This window comes from Marinobacter vinifirmus (assembly GCF_002258215.1).
Classification (GTDB): Bacteria; Pseudomonadota; Gammaproteobacteria; order Pseudomonadales; family Oleiphilaceae; genus Marinobacter; species Marinobacter vinifirmus.
Genome location: NZ_NEFY01000030.1, coordinates 1 through 17,757, shown reverse-complemented (window position 1 = coordinate 17,757; position 17,757 = coordinate 1). Strand labels below are relative to the sequence as shown.

Annotated in this window: 13 protein-coding genes and 1 tRNA gene; all 14 read left to right on the top strand. The window is 55.7% G+C overall.

What is annotated here, in order from left to right:
• Positions 1 to 1,196: elongation factor Tu (tuf, locus tag B9Q17_RS16825; RefSeq protein WP_244177422.1), on the top strand; the 1,196-nt coding region annotated here is incomplete at its 5' end.
• 43 nt (positions 1,197 to 1,239) lie between these two features.
• A tRNA-Trp gene (locus B9Q17_RS16820) sits at positions 1,240 to 1,315 on the top strand.
• 33 nt (positions 1,316 to 1,348) lie between these two features.
• Entirely contained in the window at positions 1,349 to 1,717 is a 369-nt protein-coding gene (gene secE, locus B9Q17_RS16815) for a preprotein translocase subunit SecE (RefSeq protein WP_036219615.1), read from the top strand.
• 12 nt (positions 1,718 to 1,729) lie between these two features.
• A complete protein-coding gene (nusG, locus tag B9Q17_RS16810; protein WP_022989306.1) occupies positions 1,730 to 2,263 on the top strand; it encodes a transcription termination/antitermination protein NusG in 534 nt (177 codons plus the stop codon).
• Positions 2,264 to 2,380: 117 nt separating this feature from the next.
• Positions 2,381 to 2,812, top strand: a complete 432-nt coding sequence (gene rplK / locus B9Q17_RS16805; protein WP_022989307.1) for a 50S ribosomal protein L11 — start codon at positions 2,381 to 2,383, stop codon at positions 2,810 to 2,812.
• 1 nt (position 2,813) lies between these two features.
• Positions 2,814 to 3,512, top strand: a complete 699-nt coding sequence (gene rplA / locus B9Q17_RS16800; RefSeq protein WP_022989308.1) for a 50S ribosomal protein L1 — start codon at positions 2,814 to 2,816, stop codon at positions 3,510 to 3,512.
• 212 nt (positions 3,513 to 3,724) lie between these two features.
• Complete coding sequence (rplJ, locus tag B9Q17_RS16795; protein WP_036219618.1) at positions 3,725 to 4,255, top strand: 50S ribosomal protein L10; 531 nt, start codon at positions 3,725 to 3,727, stop codon at positions 4,253 to 4,255.
• Positions 4,256 to 4,294: 39 nt separating this feature from the next.
• Positions 4,295 to 4,669 (top strand): 50S ribosomal protein L7/L12, encoded by a 375-nt coding sequence (gene rplL, locus B9Q17_RS16790; RefSeq protein WP_022989310.1) that lies wholly within the window; start codon positions 4,295 to 4,297, stop codon positions 4,667 to 4,669.
• 242 nt (positions 4,670 to 4,911) lie between these two features.
• Positions 4,912 to 8,988: a DNA-directed RNA polymerase subunit beta gene (gene rpoB / locus B9Q17_RS16785; protein WP_036219622.1), complete on the top strand. Its 4,077-nt coding sequence runs from the start codon at positions 4,912 to 4,914 to the stop codon at positions 8,986 to 8,988.
• Between the two features lie 76 nt (positions 8,989 to 9,064).
• Positions 9,065 to 13,279, top strand: a complete 4,215-nt coding sequence (gene rpoC / locus B9Q17_RS16780; RefSeq protein WP_094626083.1) for a DNA-directed RNA polymerase subunit beta' — start codon at positions 9,065 to 9,067, stop codon at positions 13,277 to 13,279.
• Positions 13,280 to 13,442: 163 nt separating this feature from the next.
• Positions 13,443 to 13,817: a 30S ribosomal protein S12 gene (rpsL, locus tag B9Q17_RS16775; RefSeq protein WP_012139854.1), complete on the top strand. Its 375-nt coding sequence runs from the start codon at positions 13,443 to 13,445 to the stop codon at positions 13,815 to 13,817.
• 113 nt (positions 13,818 to 13,930) lie between these two features.
• The gene (gene rpsG, locus B9Q17_RS16770; RefSeq protein WP_011784243.1) at positions 13,931 to 14,401 is read left to right on the top strand and encodes a 30S ribosomal protein S7; all 471 of its coding nucleotides are present in this window, start codon (positions 13,931 to 13,933) and stop codon (positions 14,399 to 14,401) included.
• An 18-nt stretch (positions 14,402 to 14,419) separates the two neighbouring features.
• The gene (gene fusA / locus B9Q17_RS16765; RefSeq protein WP_094626082.1) at positions 14,420 to 16,525 is read left to right on the top strand and encodes an elongation factor G; all 2,106 of its coding nucleotides are present in this window, start codon (positions 14,420 to 14,422) and stop codon (positions 16,523 to 16,525) included.
• A gap of 35 nt (positions 16,526 to 16,560) precedes the next feature.
• Complete coding sequence (gene tuf, locus B9Q17_RS16760) at positions 16,561 to 17,757, top strand: elongation factor Tu (RefSeq protein WP_058341454.1); 1,197 nt, start codon at positions 16,561 to 16,563, stop codon at positions 17,755 to 17,757.

Genomic DNA, 17,757 nt, shown 5'->3' with positions numbered 1-17,757 from the left:
TGTCTAAAGCAAAATTTGAGCGTAACAAGCCGCACGTAAACGTGGGCACCATTGGTCACGTTGACCATGGTAAGACCACTCTGACAGCCGCCCTGACTCGTGTATGTCACGAAGTATGGGGCACTGGCGAGAGCCGTGCTTTCGATCAGATCGATAACGCACCGGAAGAGCGTGCGCGTGGTATCACCATCGCGACCTCCCACGTTGAGTACGATTCTCCGACCCGTCACTACGCTCACGTAGACTGCCCGGGCCACGCTGATTATGTTAAGAACATGATCACGGGTGCTGCCCAGATGGACGGCGCTATCCTGGTTTGCTCCGCAGCTGACGGCCCCATGCCGCAGACTCGTGAGCACATCCTGCTGTCCCGTCAGGTGGGTGTACCGTTCATCGTTGTGTTCCTGAACAAAGCGGACATGGTAGACGATGAAGAGCTGCTTGAGCTGGTAGAAATGGAAGTTCGTGACCTGCTGAGCCAGTACGATTTCCCGGGTGACGACACTCCGATCATCACCGGTTCTGCCCTGATGGCTCTGGAAGGTAAAGACGACAACGAGATGGGTACTACCGCTGTTAAGAAGCTGGTAGAAGCCCTGGATGACTACATCCCTGAGCCGGAGCGTGCCATCGATCAGCCGTTCCTGATGCCGATCGAGGACGTATTCTCCATCTCCGGTCGTGGTACCGTAGTAACTGGCCGTGTTGAGCGTGGCATCATCAAGGTAGGTGACGAAGTGGAAATCGTGGGTATCCGCGACACCACCAAGACCACCTGTACTGGTGTTGAGATGTTCCGCAAGCTGCTGGACGAAGGTCGTGCCGGTGAGAACGTAGGTGTTCTGCTGCGTGGTACCAAGCGTGACGACGTTGAGCGTGGTCAGGTTCTGTGTGTACCGGGCTCCATCAAGCCGCACACTGTGTTCGAGTGTGAAGTGTACGTACTGTCCAAAGAAGAAGGTGGTCGTCATACTCCGTTCTTCAAGGGCTACCGTCCGCAGTTCTACTTCCGGACCACTGACGTGACCGGTTCTTGCGAACTGCCGGAAGGCGTAGAAATGGTAATGCCGGGTGACAACGTGAAAATGACTGTTACCCTGATCGCTCCGATCGCCATGGAAGATGGTCTGCGCTTCGCGATTCGTGAAGGCGGCCGTACCGTTGGTGCCGGCGTGGTATCCAAGATCATCGAGTAACCTTCGGGTTACTCTTTGTTGTTGCACTGAGTTGTTTCGGTGCAGGCCAGTAGCTCAATTGGCAGAGCAGCGGTCTCCAAAACCGCAGGTTGGGGGTTCGATTCCCTCCTGGCCTGCCATTTTTTAACATCCGGATACATAAGCTGATTCCTATGGAGTCAAAAGCCGTTCAATCGACCAGCCGTTTCGATACCGTGAAATGGCTGGTTGTTTTCGTTCTGATTGCCGTCGGTGTCGTCGGTAATCAGTATTTCAGTGCAGAGTCTGTGTTGTATCGGGTTCTGGCTCTGGTTGCGCTTGGCCTGGTTGCTGCCGTTGTGGCGTTGCAAACCGACCGTGGTCGCCGTTTTGCGACCCTGTTGAAAGAAGCGCGTGTCGAGATCCGGAAAGTGGTATGGCCCACCAGGCCTGAGCTGGTTCAGACCACAATTATCGTTGTGGTGTTTGTTCTGGTTGTAGCGCTGATCTTGTGGGGTATGGATTCACTGATCAGTTGGCTGGTCGCCGGCTTTATCGGTTAACAGGAGTGGGCAATGGCTAAGCGCTGGTACGTCGTTCATGCGTATTCTGGCTTCGAAAAGCACGTAATGCGCACTCTGAAAGAGCGTGTTGCGCTCGAAGGAATGGAAGACAAATTCGGCGAGATCCTGGTTCCGACCGAGGAAGTCGTTGAAATGCGTGACGGGAAAAAGCGCAAGAGTGAGCGCAAGTTCTATCCCGGGTACGTATTGGTCCAGATGGAAATGGACGATGCTTCGTGGCATCTTGTCAAGAATACCCCGCGGGTTCTTGGTTTCATTGGTGGTACCAAAGACAAGCCGGCTCCGATCACCGAGCGCGAAGCAGAAGCAATCCTGCGTCGTGTAGAAAGTGGTGCAGACAAGCCGAAGCCCAAGACCCTGTTCGAGCCGGGCGAAGTTGTTCGCGTTGTTGAAGGTCCGTTTGCAGACTTCAACGGCGTAGTTGAAGAAGTCGACTACGAGAAGAGTCGAGTCAAGGTTGCCGTTCTGATCTTCGGTCGATCTACTCCGGTAGAGCTGGAGTTTGGTCAGGTCGAGAAAGACTGAGGCATCCTTCAAGCCTGAAAGCTCGCGCGCTGAAGCGACGCGGGCTTTTTGTGTCTGCTATTTGCAGTTGTTATTAACGGGGAGCCGAAAGGCGTTCGAACCCACAGGAGAGCTATCATGGCAAAGAAGATTGAAGCCTATATCAAGCTTCAGGTTGCTGCCGGCCAGGCCAACCCGAGTCCCCCAGTTGGTCCTGCACTGGGTCAGCGTGGTGTTAACATCATGGAATTCTGTAAGGCCTTCAACGCCAAGACTCAGGGCATGGAACCTGGTCTGCCGATTCCGACTGTTATCACTGTATACAGCGACCGCAGCTTCACGTTCGTCACCAAGACTCCGCCTGCACCGGTTCTGCTGAAGAAAGCAGCTGGTATCAAGAGCGGTTCTGGCCGTCCGAACACTGAGAAAGTGGGCACGGTTACCCGCGCTCAGCTGGAAGAAATCGCCAAGACCAAAGAGCCGGATATGACTGCTGCCGATATGGACGCAGCCGTTCGCACCATCGCTGGTACTGCCCGCAGCATGGGCCTGAACGTGGAGGGTCTGTAAGATGGCTAAGCTGAGCAAGCGTCAGAAGCTGATTCGTGAAAAAGTAGACTCCACCCGCGCCTACACTGTAGACGAAGCGGTTGCGCTGCTGTCTGAACTGGGTCAGAACGTCAAGTTCAAAGAGTCTGTAGACGTAGCCGTAAACCTGGGTGTTGATGCACGTAAATCCGACCAGGTTGTACGTAGCAGCACCGTTCTGCCTCACGGTACCGGTAAAACCGTACGTGTTGCAGTATTCACCCAGGGCGCCAATGCCGAGAAAGCCACTGCCGCTGGTGCAGACATTGTTGGCATGGACGACCTGGCTGACGAAGTGAAGAAAGGCAACATGGATTTTGACGTGGTTATCGCGACTCCCGATGCCATGCGTGTTGTTGGTCAGCTGGGCCAGATCCTCGGTCCCCGCGGCCTGATGCCGAACCCGAAGGTAGGCACTGTAACTGCAGACGTTGAGACTGCAGTGAAGAACGCCAAGGCCGGTCAGGTTCGCTACCGTACTGACAAAAACGGCATTATCCACGCTCCGCTGGGTAACGTTGAATTCTCTGCCCAGAACATCAAGGAAAACCTTGAAGCTCTGGTTGCAGACCTGAAAAAGGCCAAGCCTGCGTCGTCCAAGGGTGTGTATCTGAAAAAGATCACCATCTCTTCTACGATGGGTCCTGGCCTGACTATTGATCAGGGCACTCTGAGCCTCTGATCGGTAGTTACTTTGTAGTCTGGGCGGAAGCCAAGGCTGTCAAAGACCGCAGGCCCCCGAGGCCCTTGGTAACAAGGGCCGCAAGGGTTAAAGCAACGCCTGCGCAGACGGTGTGAAGACGTTCTCTCTGAACCCAAACACCGTTAGGCGTCCTCTTTGAGGACAATGATGGGTTTGCCGGCATAAAGCTGGCGAAATCGAGGAGAAATCCAGTGGCAATTAGACTCGAAGACAAGAAGGCGATCGTCGCTGAAGTCAACGAGACTGCTGGAGCTGCTCTGTCTGTGGTTTTGGCTGACTACCGTGGTGTCACCTCTGGTGACATGACTGCGCTTCGTGCCAAGGCTCGTGCCGAGAATGTTCGCCTGAAGGTTGTTCGTAACAACCTGGCGAAGATTGCTATTAAAGGTACCGAGTTCGAGTGCATCGATCCTGCGCTGGTTGGTCCTACCATTCTGGCTTTCTCTATGGAAGATCCGGGTGCCGCTGCGCGCCTGCTGAAGGATTTTGCCAAAGAGAAAGAGGCGTTCGAAATCAAGGGTCTGGCTGTTGGCGGTGAGCTGATGGGCGCAGAACAGATCGATCGCCTGGCTACGCTGCCGACGCTGCACGAAGCGTTGACCAAGCTGGCCATTGTTACACAGGCACCAGTTACCAAGCTTGCACGTACTCTGAACGATATTCCGGGCAGAATCACACGTGTAGTAGCTGCAGTCCGCGACCAGAAGCAAGAAGCTGCTTGATTCTGTTGAACACCATTTTTTACATTTTCGGAGAAAGTCATGGCTCTGTCTAAAGACGATATTTTGAACGCAATTGCTGAAATGAGCGTAATGGAAGTTGTTGAGCTCGTTGAAGCTATGGAAGAGAAGTTTAACGTTTCTGCTGCTGCCGCTGTTGCTGCCGCTCCGGCTGCCGCTGCTGGTGGCGAAGCCGCTGAAGAGCAGACCGAGTTCGACGTAGTTCTGACCGGTCCTGGCGAGAAGAAAGTAAACGTTATCAAGGCCGTTCGTGAACTGACTGGTCTGGGCCTGAAAGAAGCCAAGGAAATGGTTGACGGCGCTCCTTCTACTGTTAAGGAAGGCGCTAGCAAGGACGAGGCTGAAGAGGCCAAGAAGAAGCTTGAGGAAGCAGGCGCTTCTGTTGAGCTTAAGTAAGAGTCGGCTGTTGATCGACACCGTGCATTAAGCATGGACGGGCTGGTGGCTTCGTGCCACCGGCCTTTTTCTGTTGTATATGCTATAGAGTCTGGTGTGCAATTGCAGGTTGATGTCAGATCTATAACCTACAGCCAGAGTCTTGTTCAAGACGGCGCGATAAGCCGAGCAATTCGGCCCCGAAGCAGAACATTTGATTGCTTCTTGATACCAGGTATCAGGTCTAAAGCTGGGGAATGCAGATGACTTACTCCTACACTGAGAAAAAGCGGATTCGCAAAGACTTTAGTAAATTGCCTTCCGTGATGGACGTCCCCTATTTGCTGTCTATTCAGCTGGATTCGTTCCGGGACTTCCTGCAAATGGAAGCCGCTCCTGAAGACCGCCGGGAAACCGGTCTTCACGCAGCATTCAAATCCGTATTCCCGATTGTCAGTTACTCTGGCAACGCCGCGCTCGAGTATGTGAGCTATCGAATCGGCGAGCCGGTGTTCGACGTCAAGGAATGTCAGCTCAGGGGCGTAACTTACGCCGCGCCGCTGCGGGTGAAAGTCCGCTTGATCATTTATGACAAGGAATCGTCCAACAAGGCGATCAAGGACATCAAGGAACAAGAGGTCTACATGGGCGAGATGCCCCTGATGACCGAGAACGGTACCTTCGTTGTAAACGGTACCGAGCGTGTAATTGTTTCCCAGCTCCACCGTTCACCTGGTGTGTTCTTTGATCACGACAAGGGCAAGACCCACTCATCCGGCAAGCTGCTGTATTCAGCCCGGGTGATTCCTTACCGTGGCTCATGGCTCGACTTCGAATTCGATCCGAAGGACTCCGTGTTCGTTCGTATCGACCGTCGTCGTAAGCTGCCTGCGTCTATTCTCCTGCGCGCGCTGAATTACACCTCCGAGCAGATGCTGGAGATGTTCTTCGAAACCAGTAAGTTCTCGCTGGGCGAGGAAGTGTGCAAGCTCGAGCTGGTGCCAAGCCGCCTGCGTGGTGATATTGCGACGTTTGATATCAAAGACCAGGACGGTAACGTAATTGCCGAAGAAGGTCGTCGTATCACGGCTCGCCATATCAAGCAGCTGGAAAAAGCCGGCATTACCGAGCTGGAAGTACCAACCGAATATCTCTACGGTCGTGTTCTGGCCAAGGACATGATCGATCAGTCTACCGGCGAAGTGCTGGTGGAGTGCAACACCGAACTGACCGAGGAAGTGGTTACCAAGATCCTCGATGCCGGTGTTAAAGACATTGAAACCCTGTACACCAACGACCTGGATTGCGGTCCGTTCATGTCCGATACCCTGCGTATCGACCCGACCCGCACCCCGCTGGAAGCGTTGGTTGAAATCTACCGCATGATGCGCCCGGGCGAGCCGCCCACCAAGGACTCTGCGGAAACCCTGTTCAACAACCTGTTCTTCTCTGAAGAGCGGTATGACCTGTCTGCGGTTGGCCGGATGAAGCTGAACCGTCGTCTGGGCCGTGAAGAGAGCACAGGCGAAGGCATCCTGACCCACGAAGACATCATTGATGTCCTCAAGACCCTGATCGCCATCCGTAACGGCCAGGGTCAGGTGGATGACATCGATAACCTGGGTAACCGTCGCGTACGTTGCGTTGGCGAGATGGCCGAGAACCAGTTCCGTGTAGGCCTGGTGCGGGTAGAGCGTGCGGTTCGCGAGCGTCTGAGCCTTGCTGAAAGCGAAGGCCTGATGCCGCAGGACCTGATCAACGCCAAGCCGGTTGCTGCAGCGGTTAAGGAATTCTTCGGTTCCAGCCAGTTGTCCCAGTTTATGGACCAGAACAACCCGCTGTCCGAAGTCACGCACAAGCGTCGTATCTCTGCCTTGGGCCCGGGTGGTCTGACCCGTGAGCGTGCAGGCTTTGAGGTGCGGGACGTACACCCGACCCATTACGGCCGTGTGTGCCCGATCGAGACTCCGGAAGGTCCGAACATCGGTCTGATCAACTCGCTGGCTACCTACGCCCGCTCCAACTCCTACGGCTTCCTCGAAAGCCCGTACCGGAAGGTGGTAGAGGGTGTGGTAACGGATGAAGTGGTTTACCTCTCCGCAATCGAAGAGAGCAACTACGTTATCGCCCAGGCCAGCGCCGCGACTGACGAAGGCAAGCGCCTGACTGACGAACTGGTAACCGTTCGTCACCAGAACGAATTTACAGTGGCTCCGCCGGAAGCGGTTAACTTCATGGACGTTTCCCCGCGCCAGGTTGTGTCGGTAGCGGCGTCCCTGATTCCGTTCCTGGAGCACGACGATGCTAACCGGGCCCTGATGGGTGCGAACATGCAGCGTCAGGCGGTTCCGACGCTGAAATCACAGGTTCCGCTGGTAGGAACCGGTGTAGAGCGCACCGTAGCCCAGGATTCCGGTGTCTGTGTAACAGCCCGTCGTGGTGGTGTGATCGAAAGCGTTGACGCCGCCCGTATCGTGGTTCGTGTAAACAACGAAGAAACCGAAGCCGGTGATGCAGGTGTGGATATCTACAACCTCACCAAGTACACCCGCTCTAACCAGAACACCTGTATCAACCAGCGTTCCATCGTGCGTCAGGGTGATGTGATTGCCCGTGGTGACGTTCTGGCGGATGGTCCGTCTGTGGATTTGGGTGAGCTGGCGCTGGGCCAGAACATGCGCATCGCGTTCATGCCCTGGAACGGTTACAACTTCGAGGACTCCATCCTGATCTCCGAAAAGGTGGTTCAGGAAGACCGTCTGACCACGATCCACATCCAGGAACTGACCTGTGTGGCCCGTGACACCAAGCTGGGTAGCGAAGAAATCACTGCGGATATTCCGAACGTGGGTGAAAGCGCGCTGTCCAAGCTGGACGAGTCCGGCATTGTTTATATCGGTGCAGAAGTAGGCCCCGGCGATATTCTGGTAGGCAAGGTGACTCCGAAAGGCGAAACCCAGCTGACACCGGAAGAGAAGCTGCTGCGTGCCATCTTCGGTGAGAAGGCGTCTGACGTAAAAGACACTTCCCAGCGCGTTCCGACCGGTACCCGCGGCACCGTTATCGATGTGCAGGTATTTACCCGTGACGGTATCGAGAAAGATGCCCGTGCGCAGTCCATCGAGAAAGAGCAGCTCGACAAGTACCGTAAGGACCTGAAGGACGAGTACCGTATCGTTGAAGGTGCCACTTACGAGCGTCTGATGGTTGCCCTGAAAGACCAGGAAGTGATCAGCGGCCCGGGCCTGAAAAAAGGCGCGAAGCTGGATGAAGCCTACCTGGCCGAACTGCCGCGTCCGGACTGGTTCAAGCTGCGCATGAAGGACGAAGCCCTGAACGAGCTGCTGGAGAAATCCGAGCAAGGTCTGGAAGAGCGCAAGAAAGAGCACGAAGCACGCTTCGACGACAAGAAGGGCAAGCTGCAGCAAGGCGATGACCTGGCTCCGGGCGTTCTGAAGATCGTCAAGGTGTACCTGGCTATCAAGCGTCGCATCCAGCCGGGTGACAAGATGGCGGGTCGTCACGGTAACAAGGGTGTTATCTCCGCGGTTATGCCGATCGAGGATATGCCTTACGACGAGCACGGCACCACCGTGGACATCGTACTGAACCCGCTGGGTGTACCGTCGCGGATGAACGTTGGTCAGGTTCTGGAAACCCACCTGGGCGCAGCCGCCAAGGGTCTGGGTGAAAAGATCAGCCGCATGCTGGACGAGCAGCGTAAGATCCTCGAGTTGCGCAAGCTGCTGGACGAGATCTACAACCACTCCGACGAGGTGTTCAAGGTTGACCTGGATAGCCTGTCCGATCAGGAAATCCTGGAGCTGTGTAACAACCTGCGCGGTGGTGTTCCCATGGCAACACCGGTCTTCGACGGTGCCAAGGAAGCCGAGGTCAAGCACATGCTGGCCCTGGCAGACCTGGATACCAGTGGTCAGACCAAGCTGTACGATGGCCGTACCGGCGACGCATTTGACCGTCCGGTGACTGTGGGCTACATGTACATGCTCAAGCTGAACCACTTGATCGACGACAAGATGCACGCTCGTTCTACCGGCTCTTACAGCCTGGTTACCCAGCAGCCGCTGGGTGGTAAGGCTCAGTTCGGTGGTCAGCGCTTCGGTGAGATGGAAGTCTGGGCTCTGGAGGCATACGGTGCCGCCTACACCCTGCAGGAAATGCTCACTGTTAAGTCTGACGACGTTAACGGCCGGACCAAGATGTACAAGAACATTGTCGATGGCGACCATCGCATGGAGCCGGGCATGCCCGAATCCTTCAACGTTCTTGTCAAGGAAATCCGCTCGTTGGGTATCGACATCGAGCTGGAATCCGAGTGAGCCGAATTGTTTTTGGCAGCGTGAGCGGGCACCCCGTGTGCCCGCCCGAGATTAACGCCATCCGGAGCTTTAACTGATGAAAGATTTGCTGAATCTTCTCAAGAGCCAGAATCAGAGCAAGGAATTCGACGCGATCCGTATTGGTCTTGCGTCGCCTGACATGATTCGTTCCTGGTCTTTTGGCGAAGTAAAAAAGCCTGAGACCATTAACTACCGTACCTTCAAGCCGGAGCGTGACGGTCTTTTCTGTGCCAAGATCTTCGGCCCGATCAAGGACTACGAATGCCTGTGCGGCAAGTACAAGCGCCTGAAGCACCGCGGTGTTATCTGCGAAAAGTGTGGCGTTGAAGTTGCACTGGCCAGCGTTCGCCGTGAGCGCATGGGTCATATCGAGCTGGCCAGCCCGGTTGCCCACATCTGGTTCCTGAAGTCTCTGCCGTCCCGCATCGGCCTGATGCTGGACATGACCCTGCGCGATATCGAGCGGGTTCTGTACTTCGAGAGCTTTATTGTTATCGATCCGGGTATGACCACCCTGGAGAAGGGCCAGCTGCTGAACGACGAGCAGTACTACGAAGCCCTGGAAGAGTTCGGTGATGAATTCGACGCCCGTATGGGTGCTGAAGCCATCAAGGAACTGCTGGAAGATATCGACCTGCAGGCAGAAGTTGACGGCCTGCGTGAAGAAATCCCGCAGACCAATTCCGAAACCAAGATCAAGAAATTCAGCAAGCGTCTGAAGATTCTTGAGGCGTTCCTGTACTCCGGCAACAAGCCGGGCGACATGGTAATGACCGTGTTGCCGGTTCTGCCGCCGGATCTGCGCCCGCTGGTTCCGCTGGACGGTGGCCGTTTTGCCACCTCTGACCTGAACGATCTGTACCGTCGGGTAATCAACCGGAACAACCGTCTCAAGCGCCTGCTGGAGCTGAATGCTCCTGACATCATCGTACGTAACGAGAAGCGGATGCTGCAGGAAGCGGTAGATGCCCTGCTGGATAACGGTCGTCGTGGCCGTGCCATCACCGGCACCAACAAGCGCCCGCTGAAGTCCCTGGCCGACATGATCAAGGGTAAGCAAGGCCGCTTCCGTCAGAACCTGCTGGGTAAGCGTGTGGACTACTCTGGCCGTTCGGTCATCGTAGTGGGTCCGTACCTGCGCCTGCATCAGTGCGGTCTGCCCAAGAAGATGGCCCTGGAGCTGTTCAAGCCGTTCATTTTCTCCAAGCTTGAGCACCGTGGCCTGGCGACCACCATCAAGGCCGCCAAGAAAATGGTTGAGCGCGAAGAAGGCGTGGTCTGGGATATCCTCGACGAAGTTATCCGCGAGCACCCGATCATGCTGAACCGGGCGCCGACCCTTCACCGTCTGGGTATCCAGGCGTTCGAGCCGGTACTGATTGAAGGTAAGGCTATCCAGCTGCACCCGCTGGTGTGTGCGGCCTACAACGCCGACTTCGATGGTGACCAGATGGCGGTACACGTACCGCTGACCCTGGAAGCCCAGCTCGAAGCCCGTGCGCTGATGATGTCTACCAACAACGTGCTGTCGCCGGCCAACGGCGAGCCGATCATCGTTCCGTCCCAGGACGTGGTATTGGGTCTGTACTACATGACCCGTGAGCGCCACGCAGCCCAGGGTGAAGGCATGGTGTTTGCCGACATCAAGGAAGCACACCGCGCCTACGGTGCCGGCAAGGTAGACCTTCAGGCCAAGGTGAAAGTGCGCGTGAAGGAAGTGGCCATTGCCGAAGATGGCAGCCGGTCCGAAGCCTACCGCCTGGTTGACACCACGGTCGGTCGTGCACTGCTGTTTGATATCGTTCCCGACGGCCTGCCGTTCGAGATCGTAAACAAGCCGATGGTGAAGAAGGCGATCTCCAACCTGATCAACACCTGTTACCGGGATGCTGGTCTGAAGGACACCGTTATCTTTGCCGACCAGTTGATGTATATGGGTTACCACTACGCAACCCGTTCCGGTATCTCTATCGGTTTCAACGACTTCGAGATTCCTCCGGAGAAGTACGAGCTGGTTGATGCGGCTTCTGAAGAAGTAAAAGACATCGAGAACCAGTACGCGTCCGGTCTGCTGACCCAGGGCGAGAAGTACAACAAGGTTATCGACATCTGGTCCCGCGCTAACGACAAAGTGTCCAAGGCGATGATGGAGCGTCTGTCCAAAGAGCAGGTTATTGGCCCCGATGGCCAGCCGGTGAAGGGCGAAGACGGCGAAGACCTGATGCAGGAGTCTTTCAACTCCGTTTACATGATGGCCGATTCCGGTGCGCGGGGTTCCGCCGCCCAGATTCGTCAGCTGTCCGGTATGCGTGGTCTGATGGCCAAGCCGGATGGTTCCATCATCGAAACGCCGATCACCGCGAACTTCCGTGAAGGCCTGAACGTACTCCAGTACTTCATTTCCACTCACGGTGCTCGTAAGGGTCTGGCGGATACCGCCCTGAAGACCGCGAACTCCGGTTACCTGACTCGTCGTCTGGTAGACGTATCCCAAGACCTGGTGGTTACCGAAGAAGACTGTGGTACCGACGAAGGCCTGCTGATGACGCCGCACATCGAAGGCGGCGACGTGGTTGTGCCTCTGGGCGACCGTGTTCTGGGTCGTGTTACCGCCCGTGACGTGTTCACCCCGACTGACAAGGACAACGCCGTTGTTCCTGCCGGTACACTGCTGGACGAGAAAACCGTCGAGATGGTGGAGCGTGCCGGTGTTGACGAAATCTGGGTGCGCTCTGCGATCACCTGTGATACCCGTCACGGTATCTGTTCCAAGTGTTACGGCCGCGACCTGGCCCGTGGCCATCGCGTAAACGTGGGCGAGGCAGTCGGTGTTATTGCTGCCCAGTCCATCGGTGAGCCGGGTACCCAGCTGACCATGCGTACGTTCCACATCGGTGGTGCCGCAAGCCGGGCTTCTGCAGTGGATAATATCCAGGTCAAGCATGGTGGCACCGTACGCCTGCATAACCTGAAATCCATCGAGAAGACCGACGGTTCCCTGGTTGTGGTGTCCCGTTCCTCTGCATTGGCGATTGCCGATGAGCAGGGTCGTGAGCGTGAGTGGTACAAGTTGCCGTACGGTGCTGTGCTGTCCGTGAAGAACGGTGATCTGGTTGAAGCCGGTGTCGTGGTTGCCAAGTGGGATCCGCACACTCACCCGATCATCGCGGAAGCGAAGGGCACCGCCAAGTTCGTCAATATGGAAGAGGGCATTACTGTCCGCACCCAGGCTGACGAGCTGACCGGTCTGTCCACCATGGAAGTGATTGACCCGAAAGAGCGTCCGGCTGCTGGTAAGGACATTCGTCCGGCTATCCAGCTGATTGACGACGCAGGTGAGGAAGTGGAGCTGCCGGGTGGTGGCGCCGCAATCTTCTTCCTGCCGGCCAACGCACTGGTGACCATGGCCAATGGCGCGAATGTGGAACTGGGTGACGTTGTAGCCCGTATTCCGCAGGAAAGCTCCAAGACCCGGGATATTACCGGTGGTCTGCCGCGGGTTGCCGACCTGTTCGAGGCCCGTCGCCCGAAAGAATCTGCCATCCTGGCTGAAATCAGCGGTGTGGTCTCCTTCGGTAAGGAAACCAAGGGCAAGAAGCGTCTGGTGATTACACCGAAAGACGATGATGCCTACGAGGTTCTGATTCCGAAGCACCGTCAGCTGAACGTGTTCGAGGGTGAAACGGTGGAGAAGGGTGAGGTTATCTCCGATGGCCCGTCCAACCCGCACGACATCCTGCGCCTGCTGGGTGTGGTAGAGCTGGCGAAGTACATCACCAACGAAATTCAGGACGTTTACCGTCTGCAGGGTGTTGTCATCAACGATAAACACATTGAGGTTATCGTTCGCCAGATGCTGCGCAAGGTGGAAATCACCAATCCGGGCGACACTACGTTGCTGTCCGGCGACCAGGTGGAAATCACCCAGGTACTGGAAGAGAACGAAAAGGCTGTGGCTGCAGATAAAGATCCGGCAAGGTTCGAGCGTCTGCTGCTGGGTATCACCAAGGCATCGCTGGCAACAGAATCGTTTATCTCTGCTGCCTCGTTCCAGGAAACCACCCGGGTTCTTACCGAGGGTGCGGTTACCGGAAAACGCGATTACCTGCGTGGCCTGAAAGAAAACGTTGTTGTGGGTCGACTGATTCCGGCTGGTACCGGTCTGGCTTACCACAGCGAGCGTCGTCGCAAGCGTGACCTGGAAGAGCAGGGCATTACTGCAGCCGACGTAGAAGAAGCTCTGAGCGCTGAACTTAATCGCGAAAGCTGATTGAGGCGCACCACCCTCCGGGTAGATACCTATCCGGAGGGTGGTTAAAAAGAGAACAGTCATCTTGACTGAATCGGGGCGCAGGCTTACACTTGCGTCCCTTAAATTTTACCCCCTGCACAGGGGGTAAGTTTCATTGGTATGGTTTTTGGAGTTTGCTTACATGGCAACGATTAATCAGTTGGTGCGTAAGCCTCGTAAGCGCAAGGTAGCCAAGAGCGACGTTCCTGCTCTCCAGGCTTGTCCTCAGCGCCGTGGTGTGTGCACTCGTGTGTACACCACAACGCCGAAGAAGCCGAACTCAGCACTTCGTAAAGTGTGCCGTGTTCGTCTGACTAACGGCTTCGAGGTTTCCTCTTACATTGGTGGTGAAGGTCACAACCTTCAGGAGCACAGTGTTGTGCTGATCCGTGGCGGTCGAGTAAAAGACCTTCCGGGTGTGCGCTATCACACTGTTCGCGGTACTTTGGACACCCAGGGTGTTCAGAACCGTAAGCAGGGCCGCTCCAAGTACGGTGCAAAACGACCCAAGTCCTGATGTCCCGAGCGGGTATCTTTTATCGTTGCTTGTAAGAACGGTAAGAGTAAGGCTGAGTAGCATTTGCTATCTCAGGGGTTCCTGAAGACCTTTTTAGATATAAGGGCTTATCGATGCCTAGAAGAAGAGTTGCAGCAAAGCGGGAAATCATTCCCGATCCTAAATTCGGCAGTGCACGCCTTGCCAAGTTCATCAACCACGTGATGGAAAGCGGCAAGAAGTCTGTTGCAGAGCGCATTGTTTATGGCGCGCTCGATATCGTTGCCGAAAAATCCAAGGAAGAGCCGATCGAAATGTTCGAAAAGGCCCTGGAGAACATTCAGCCGATGGTGGAAGTTAAGTCCCGTCGTGTGGGTGGTGCTACTTACCAGGTGCCGGTAGAAGTACGGCCTTCCCGTCAGAACGCGCTGGCTATGCGCTGGCTCGTTGAATACTCACGGAAGCGCGGCGAGAAGAGCATGGCTCAGCGTCTGGCTGGCGAGATTCTTGATGCGGCCGACAGCAAGGGCGCCGCAGTGAAGAAGCGCGAAGACGTGCATCGCATGGCAGAAGCCAACAAGGCATTCTCTCACTTCCGTTTCTAACAAGCCGAGGTTTATATCGTGGCACGCAAGACTCCTATCAAACGTTACAGAAACATTGGTATCTGTGCACACGTGGATGCGGGCAAGACTACTACCACCGAGCGTATTCTTTACTACACCGGTCGTAGTCACAAAATGGGTGAGACCCATGACGGCGCTTCCACAACAGACTGGATGGAGCAGGAGCAGGAGCGTGGTATCACCATCACGTCTGCCGCTGTTACAACCTTCTGGCAGGGTATGGACAAGCAGTATCCCGAGCACCGCATCAACATCATCGACACACCAGGCCACGTTGACTTCACTATCGAAGTAGAGCGTTCCCTGCGTGTTCTTGACGGTGCCGTGGTTGTGTTCTGTGGCTCCTCAGGTGTTGAGCCGCAGTCCGAGACTGTATGGCGCCAGGCCAACAAGTACGAAGTTCCGCGCATGGTGTTCGTCAACAAGATGGACCGTGCCGGCGCTGACTTTATGCGCGTGGTTGAGCAGATTCGCCAGCGTTTGGGTGCGACTGCTGTACCCATCCAGCTGCCGATTGGTGCTGAAGATGAGTTCGAGGGCATCGTCGACCTGCTGCGCATGAAGGCGATCTACTGGAATGAAGCTGATCAGGGTATGACTTACGAGCTTCGTGACATCCCTGAGAACATGCAGGCAGAAGCCGAGAAGGCGCGCGAGCAGATGATCGAAGCTGCCGCTGAAGCCAACGAAGAGTTCATGGACAAGTACCTCGAAGGCGAAGAGCTGACCTACGAAGAGATCAAGCAGGGTCTGCGTGCTCGTACCATCGCCAACGAAATCGTACTGGCCACCTGTGGTTCTGCGTTCAAGAACAAGGGTGTTCAGGCGGTACTGGATGCCGTTATTGAATTCCTGCCGGCTCCGGATGAAGTTAAAGCCATCCGCGGTGAGGTTGACGACGAAGGTTCTGAAGAAACCCGTCCGGTTGATGACGATGCTCCGTTCGCCGCCCTGGCGTTCAAGATCGCTACCGACCCGTTCGTAGGTACTCTGACGTTCTTCCGGGTTTACTCCGGTAAGCTGGAATCCGGTAATGCCGTTTTCAACTCCGTGAAGGGCAAGAAAGAGCGTGTGGGCCGTATGGTTCAGATGCACGCCAACGACCGGGAAGAGATTAAAGAAGTTCTGGCGGGCGATATCGCTGCAGCGATCGGCCTGAAGAACGTCACTACCGGTGATACCCTGTGTGACGAGAATCACAAGATCGTTCTCGAGCGCATGGAATTCCCGGAGCCGGTAATCTCTGTTGCCGTTGAGCCGAAGTCGAAGGCAGACCAGGAGAAGATGGGTGTTGCTCTGGGCAAGCTGGCCCAGGAAGATCCGTCTTTCCGCGTTCGCACCGACGAAGAGACCGGTCAGGCCATCATCTCCGGTATGGGCGAGCTGCACCTGGACATCCTGGTTGACCGTATGCGTCGCGAATTCAAGGTAGAGGCCAACATCGGTAAGCCGCAGGTTGCCTACCGTGAGTGCATTCGCAAGCCGGTTGACGTTGAAGGCAAGTTCGTTCGTCAGTCTGGTGGTCGTGGTCAGTATGGTCACGTCAAAGTGAAGATCGAGCCGCTGCCGCTGGATGATGAAGATGCAGAAAACTTCATCTTCGTGAACGAGATCGTTGGTGGTGTGGTTCCGAAGGAATACATCCCGGCGGTTCAGCAGGGTATCGAGGAGCAGATGCAGAACGGCTGTCTGGCCGGCTATCCGCTGCTGGGTATCAAGGCGACTCTGTACGATGGTTCCTACCACGACGTTGACTCCAACGAGATGGCGTTCAAAATCGCTGGTTCCATGGCGATGAAGAAGGGCGCACTCGAGGCCAACCCTGCGCTTCTCGAGCCGATGATGAAGGTAGAGGTTGTTACCCCTGAAGATTACATGGGTGACGTAGTTGGCGACCTGAACCGTCGTCGCGGCCTCGTGCAGGGCATGGAAGATGTGCCCGCGGGTAAAACTATCCGTGCAGAAGTTCCGTTGTCGGAGATGTTCGGTTACGCCACTGACCTGCGTTCTGCAACACAGGGTCGAGCGTCTTATGCGATGGAGTTCTCCCGCTATATGGAAGCTCCTTCGAACATTGCCGAAGCGATCATTAAAAAGGGTTGATCCCCAGGACTTAAGAAACAGGAAGAGGTGTAACCGTGTCTAAAGCAAAATTTGAGCGTAACAAGCCGCACGTAAACGTGGGCACCATTGGTCACGTTGACCATGGTAAGACCACTCTGACAGCCGCCCTGACTCGTGTATGTCACGAAGTATGGGGCACTGGCGAGAGCCGTGCTTTCGATCAGATCGATAACGCACCGGAAGAGCGTGCGCGTGGTATCACCATCGCGACCTCCCACGTTGAGTACGATTCTCCGACCCGTCACTACGCTCACGTAGACTGCCCGGGCCACGCTGATTATGTTAAGAACATGATCACGGGTGCTGCCCAGATGGACGGCGCTATCCTGGTTTGCTCCGCAGCTGACGGCCCCATGCCGCAGACTCGTGAGCACATCCTGCTGTCCCGTCAGGTGGGTGTACCGTTCATCGTTGTGTTCCTGAACAAAGCGGACATGGTAGACGATGAAGAGCTGCTTGAGCTGGTAGAAATGGAAGTTCGTGACCTGCTGAGCCAGTACGATTTCCCGGGTGACGACACTCCGATCATCACCGGTTCTGCCCTGATGGCTCTGGAAGGTAAAGACGACAACGAGATGGGTACTACCGCTGTTAAGAAGCTGGTAGAAGCCCTGGATGACTACATCCCTGAGCCGGAGCGTGCCATCGATCAGCCGTTCCTGATGCCGATCGAGGACGTATTCTCCATCTCCGGTCGTGGTACCGTAGTAACTGGCCGTGTTGAGCGTGGCATCATCAAGGTAGGTGACGAAGTGGAAATCGTGGGTATCCGCGACACCACCAAGACCACCTGTACTGGTGTTGAGATGTTCCGCAAGCTGCTGGACGAAGGTCGTGCCGGTGAGAACGTAGGTGTTCTGCTGCGTGGTACCAAGCGTGACGACGTTGAGCGTGGTCAGGTTCTGTGTGTACCGGGCTCCATCAAGCCGCACACTGTGTTCGAGTGTGAAGTGTACGTACTGTCCAAAGAAGAAGGTGGTCGTCATACTCCGTTCTTCAAGGGCTACCGTCCGCAGTTCTACTTCCGGACCACTGACGTGACCGGTTCTTGCGAACTGCCGGAAGGCGTAGAAATGGTAATGCCGGGTGACAACGTGAAAATGACTGTTACCCTGATCGCTCCGATCGCCATGGAAGATGGTCTGCGCTTCGCGATTCGTGAAGGCGGCCGTACCGTTGGTGCCGGCGTGGTATCCAAGATCATCGAGTAA